Annotated in this window: 5 protein-coding genes and 2 pseudogenes; 4 read left to right on the forward strand and 3 right to left on the reverse strand. The window is 72.3% G+C overall.

The window, feature by feature from the left end; genetic code table 11:
- Together AB0M52_RS30075 and AB0M52_RS30080 are read right to left on the reverse strand one after the other, a co-directional pair.
- Positions 1 to 443: pseudogene (locus tag AB0M52_RS30075) on the reverse strand (histone); the annotation flags it as partial.
- 78 nt (positions 444 to 521) lie between these two features.
- Positions 522 to 725: a hypothetical protein gene (locus AB0M52_RS30080; RefSeq protein WP_363960737.1), complete on the reverse strand. Its 204-nt coding sequence runs from the start codon at positions 723 to 725 to the stop codon at positions 522 to 524.
- Between the two features lie 175 nt (positions 726 to 900).
- On the opposite strand from AB0M52_RS30080, the gene AB0M52_RS30085 reads away from it, so the two are divergent.
- Genes AB0M52_RS30085 through AB0M52_RS30095 form a run of 3 tightly spaced genes read left to right on the forward strand, consistent with a single transcriptional unit; the run spans position 901 to position 3,523 of the window.
- On the forward strand, positions 901 to 2,169 hold the full coding sequence (locus AB0M52_RS30085) for a M48 family metallopeptidase (protein ID WP_363960739.1): 1,269 nt from the start codon (positions 901 to 903) through the stop codon (positions 2,167 to 2,169).
- A 42-nt stretch (positions 2,170 to 2,211) separates the two neighbouring features.
- On the forward strand, positions 2,212 to 2,721 hold the full coding sequence (locus AB0M52_RS30090) for an NUDIX domain-containing protein (protein ID WP_363960741.1): 510 nt from the start codon (positions 2,212 to 2,214) through the stop codon (positions 2,719 to 2,721).
- Positions 2,714 to 3,523: a nucleotidyltransferase domain-containing protein gene (locus tag AB0M52_RS30095; protein WP_363960743.1), complete on the forward strand. Its 810-nt coding sequence runs from the start codon at positions 2,714 to 2,716 to the stop codon at positions 3,521 to 3,523. The genes AB0M52_RS30090 and AB0M52_RS30095 overlap by 8 nt, the downstream gene beginning before the upstream one ends.
- Positions 3,524 to 3,568: 45 nt before the next feature.
- On the opposite strand, the gene AB0M52_RS30100 is transcribed toward AB0M52_RS30095, so the two are convergent.
- On the reverse strand, positions 3,569 to 4,435 hold the full coding sequence (locus AB0M52_RS30100; RefSeq protein ID WP_363960745.1) for an AraC family transcriptional regulator: 867 nt from the start codon (positions 4,433 to 4,435) through the stop codon (positions 3,569 to 3,571).
- Positions 4,436 to 4,864: 429 nt separating this feature from the next.
- Between AB0M52_RS30100 and AB0M52_RS30105 the strand changes: the two are divergent.
- Positions 4,865 to 5,152 (forward strand): annotated as a pseudogene (locus tag AB0M52_RS30105) (hypothetical protein); the annotation flags it as partial.
- Between the last annotated feature and the right edge of the window lie 35 nt (positions 5,153 to 5,187).

A 5,187-nucleotide genomic window follows, 5' to 3' on the forward strand; every position in this document is an offset into this window, starting at 1 on the left:
TCAGCCGGAGCCCTCTTCGCGGGGGCCTTCTTCGCCGCCGTCGACTTCGCCGCCGTCGTCTTCGCGGGGGCCTTCTTCGCCGCCGTCGACTTCGCCGCCGTCGTCTTCGCGGGGGCTTTCTTCGCCGCCGTCGACTTCGCTGCGGTCGACTTCGCCGCCGTCGTCTTTGCCGCGGTCGACTTTGCCGCCGTCGTGGCCCGCTTGGCCGGGGCGGCCTTCCGCGCGAGCGAGGTCGCCTTCGTCGCCGGAGCCTTCGCGGCGTTGCTCTTCGACGCCGGGGCCCGCCCGGCACCGCCGGACGCGTTCCGGGCCGCCGGCGCGGTGCCGTTCGCGCGGCGAGTGGACGGGGTGCGGGTGAGGCCCGCGGTGCGTTCCGTCGCGGCGGTCCTTCTCGCGGGCGTACGCTTCGCGGCCGGGCGGGTGGCCTGTTGTGCTTCGGCCATCTCGGTTCCCTCCTTGGGGACGTGCCACCGCCCTCGCGGCGCACGCAGTGCCTCGACGCGGGAGGCGTCCCGCGTCGTCTACCTGCTGTCCTCCCCGGCCCAGCGGGCGTCCTCGGCCTCCCACGCTTCGTTGCGCTCCCGCACCTGTTGCAGGGCGTTCTCCGCGTCGGCGGCTGAGGCGTACGGTCCGAGAACGTGCCGGGCAGGGCACACGTCGGCATCGGTCTCGACCCGGTGGTGTCGCGTACACCAGTAGTAGTGCCCACGTCCGCTGTCGCTCATGGGATCACTGTGCACCGGGAGACGACCGCCCGCCACCGGAACACCGCAAGTCGCCGGACTCTTCCACAGTAGACGTGCAGGCCAGCCGACGTGCCGAAACGGCGAAAACCGCCGCCCAGTGATCATCCGAACGGCCAATGCCGGTGCGGTGCCGGCATCGCCACAATCAGCGGTCGTGACCACGCCTACCTCGATCGCCACCGTCTGCCCGGAGTGCGGCGCCGCGACGGTGTCCCCGCTCGGCGCGACGCCCTGGTGCCCGTCCTGCGAATGGAACCTGGAGGCGTACGACGCGGACCGGAGCCAGCCCGTGTTCGGCTGGGTCTGGCTCGACCGCCGGGCACACCGGCTGGGTTACCGGTCGACGCGCCAGCAGTTCGACCAGTTGGTGGGGCGGCCGATCGGCGCGACCGGCCCCGGCGCCACGCCGGTACTGATCGCGGCGGCTTCGGTGCTGCTGCTGGCCGGGGTGGCCGCGATCGCGATCGCCGGCGTCTGGCTGACCGTGTGGTCGTTCCCGAGCCTGACCATCCTGCCGGGCGTCGCGCTGCTCGGTCTCGCCTTCGTGCTGCGACCCCGCTTCGGCCGGCTCGACCCGGAGATGGAGGTGCTGACCCGGCAGCGGGCACCGGAGTTGTTCGCGCTGGTCGACGAGGTCGCGACGGCGCTGGGCACGCCCGCGCCACAGGTGATCGGTGTGGACGGCGACTTCAACGCGTACGCGGGCCAGGTCGGTCTGCGCCGGCGGCGGGTGCTCTGCCTGGGCCTGCCCTACTGGGGTTCGCTCGGCCCGCAGGAGCGGGTGGCGTTGCTCGGCCACGAGCTGGGTCACTTCGCCAACGGCGACCCGCGCCGGAAGCTGCTCACCCAGCCCGCGTTGCGCACGCTCGGCGAGGCCGCCGACCTGCTCCGCCCGATGGACACCGGGCACCGCGGCGGCATCCTGGAATTGTTCGGGGCCTTGCTGTCGAAGGTGCTCCTCGGCACACTTTCGCGGCTGCTCGCCGCCGCACACCTGGCCCTGGTCTGCCTCGCGTTGCGCGAGAGCCAACGCGCCGAATACCTCGCCGACGAACTGTCGGCCCGGGCCGCGGGGACGGATGCGGCGACCCGGCTGCTGGACAACGCGCTGCGCATCGAGTCGATGATGCTCGTGGTGCGCCGGGATTCCCGGGCCGGCCACGGCCCGCAGCAGTGGCGGGCCGAGACGGCCGCGGGACTCGCCGACGCCACTGACCGGTTACCGCAGCTACGGCAACTCTCCGTACGCGAGGAGGCGTCGCTGCTGGCCTCGCACCCGCCCACCGGGCTACGCCGACGGATGCTTACCAGCCGGAGCTGGCACGAGCCGAAGGTGGTCCTCACCGAGGCCCGCCTGGAACGCTTGGATCAGGAACTGGCCAGGGAGTACGAGCGAATCCGCCGGCAGATCAGCCTCGCCTGACCGGGACGCGGGCCGGCGAACGCGAGGGGCTAAGGTCGCCGGGTGGGCGTACCGGAATACATCCTGCGAATGCGCAAACACGTCGGCCATGACCTGCTCTGGCTGCCCAGCGTAAGCGCGGTCGTACGCAACGACGCGGGCGAGCTGCTGCTCGGCCAGCGCGCCGACGACGGTCGGTGGTCGGTGGTGAGCGGCTGCGTCGAGCCGGGCGAGCAGCCGGCCAGCGCGGTCGTGCGGGAGGTGTTGGAGGAGACCGGGCTGGAGGTCGAGCCGCTGCGGCTGAGCAGCGCGCTGTCGCACCCGCACACGTACCCCAACGGGGATCGTTGCGAATACCTCAACCTCGGCTTCCACTGCCGGCTGCTGGGCGGTGAAATGCGGGTCAACGACGACGAGTCGTTGGACGTCAGGTGGTTCCCGCCGGGCCGGCTGCCCGACCTGGACGAGCATGCCCGGCTGGTCATCCGGCACGCCCTCGGCGCGGAGAACTCGGCGTTCTTCCTACCGGCCGGGACGATGTGGGGCGAGCCCGGCGAACTCGAGCATGGTTGAGCCGCTTCGGCGGTACCTGACCGAACTGGTCGCGGTCGCGGGCGACGTGCTCGGCGACGAGCTGTGCGGGGCGTACGCGGCGGGGTCGGTGGGGTTGGCGGCGTACCAACCGGGACGCAGCGACGCGGACGTGGCGCTGGTCTGCGCCGGCCCGCTGGACCTGGCGGTCGCTCGCGAGTTGGTGGCGCGGTTGCGACACGAGACGTTGCCCTGCCCGGCCCGGGGTCTGGAGCTGGTCGTGTACCGCCAGGAGGTGGCCCGCTCCGGCACTCCCGAGCCGGGATTCGAGGTCGAGCTGAACACCGGCGCGCGGATGGACTTCCGAGCCTCGTACGGCCCGGCCGGGCGGCCACCCGCGGACGGCCTGTTCTGGTACGGCCTGGACCGCAGCATCCTGCACCAGAGCGGGCGGGCCCTGCTCGGCCCACCCGCCGCGCACGCCTTTGCCGACCTGACCCCGGACGACCTGCGCCGGCTGGTGCTGGACGCGCTGCGCTGGTGGCTCGACCGGCCGGTCCCGGCCGGCGACGTGCCCGCACCCGGGGCGGAGGACGCCGTGCTCGGTGCCTGCCGCTCCTGGGTACGGCTGCGCCACGGGGTGTGGCTGCCCAAGGTGGCCGCCGGTCGGCGGCTGCTGGCCGAGGCCGGACCGCTGGTCGACACCGCCACCACCGACCTGGTCGAGCGGTCGATCGCCGCCCGGGACGGCGACACATCGCCCAGCGGCCCGCAGGCCCGCGCCTTCCAGCGGCGGGTACTCGCCGACCTCTCCGGCACGTCGGCCTGGCCGCTCGCGCCCTGACCTACCCCGCCGCCCTGACCGGTGCCGTGCGGCGGCGCCGGTTCGTCAGGCCGGGACCGGCTCCACCGGGATCCACAGCTCGGCGTCCGCGTGACTGCCGTCCGCCGAGATCCGGGTACGCGAGATCTCCGGCCCGGGGCGGGAACGGTACGGGTTGGACGGGAACCACTGGGTGAACACGTCCCGCCACAGGTACTGCACCGCCTCGGGGAACGCCCCCGAGGTCTCGAAGACCGCCCAGGTCCCCGCCGGCACCGGCAACACGTCCAGGTCGCCGGGCACCTCAGCACCGGTCACCACGCCGTACCAGTAGTCCAGCTCGGTCCCCTCCTCGCGGTTGCCGGTCAGGCCATCGCTGACGTTGACGACCCCCTGCGGTTCCTGGTCGGACAACGCCTCGATCCGGTCCCGGGTCGCCGGCTCGATGCCCTTGACGAAGGCCACGATCGCGGGGTTCATGCCCTCGTGCACCAGCGGCACCCGGGCCTTGCGGCCGGCGAGCCGGAACGACTCCTTCTGCACGATGCGGTATCGCATGCTGCTGCTCCCTTCCACGGTGAGTCGGAAGGACATCCGGGGCTGGGCACGCAACGCGGCTCCGGTACGCCGGGCCTCGCCGGGGCCGACCCCGTGCACGGCCTTGAACGCCCGGGCGAACGCCTCGGCCGAGCCGTACCCCCAGCGGACCGCGACGTCGAGCAGCGTCCGCTCCCCCGCGACCACCTCCGCACCCGCGACGGTGAGCCGGCGGCGACGCACGTACTCGGACAGCGGAATGCCGGCCAGCGCGGAGAACAGCCGCCGGAAGTGGTACTCCGACGTGAGCGCGATCCGCGCCAGCTCGGCCGCGTCGACCGGCTTGTCCAGGTGCCGCTCGATGTGGTCCATGGCCTGGTTGAGCCGCTCCAGCATCCGGGTCTCCTTCCCTTGCGGCACCCAAGCTATGGCTCCGCCGACCCCGCCGACCCGACAAACTGTGCCCGGCGCGGTCACGTCGGCAGCCGCACTCGGCTGACGCGAGGTTGACGCGAGCCGCGCATCCAGGGTCACAGCGGCTGTCCGGGCGGCGGGAGTCGCCCGCCACTGGGGCAGAATGCCCAGGTCGCAGGGTGGGTGGATACCAGACCGAACCGGCACAGACACATCCGCCGCAGCGACGATCTCCCCGGCCCGGAGGTCACCCTGCGTGGCCCGCTCAGCCCGTTCTGCCTGCACAAGATGCGGATGGGACGTCGCGTGTGCAACTCTCGTCCGAGATTTCTTCACCGGGGCGGACGGGGGTCCCCTGCGAAGACCCATGCGCTGGCGTGGGCAGATACGTCAGTCGACCCTGGAGGCAACGTGGCCAACCTTGACGCCGCCCTGAAGGACGCCATGACCATCGACGGCGCGATCGGCGTCGCGCTCGTCGACTACACCAGCGGGATGACCCTCGGCGTGGCCGGCGGCACCCCCGAGATCGACCTGACCGTCGCCGCCGCCGGCAACACCGACGTGGTACGCGCCAAGATGCGCACCATCGAGATGCTGAAGCTGAACGATGACATCGAGGACATGCTGATCACCCTCGGCGGGCAGTACCACATCATCCGGCCGCTCACCGGTTCCAACGGCAAGGGGCTGTTTCTCTAACAGCATGGACGGCTCGCTGACCGTGTGGCCAC

The sequence above is a fragment of the Micromonospora sp. NPDC051296 genome, from assembly GCF_040682255.1.
Lineage (GTDB): Bacteria > Actinomycetota > Actinomycetes > Mycobacteriales > Micromonosporaceae > Micromonospora > Micromonospora craterilacus.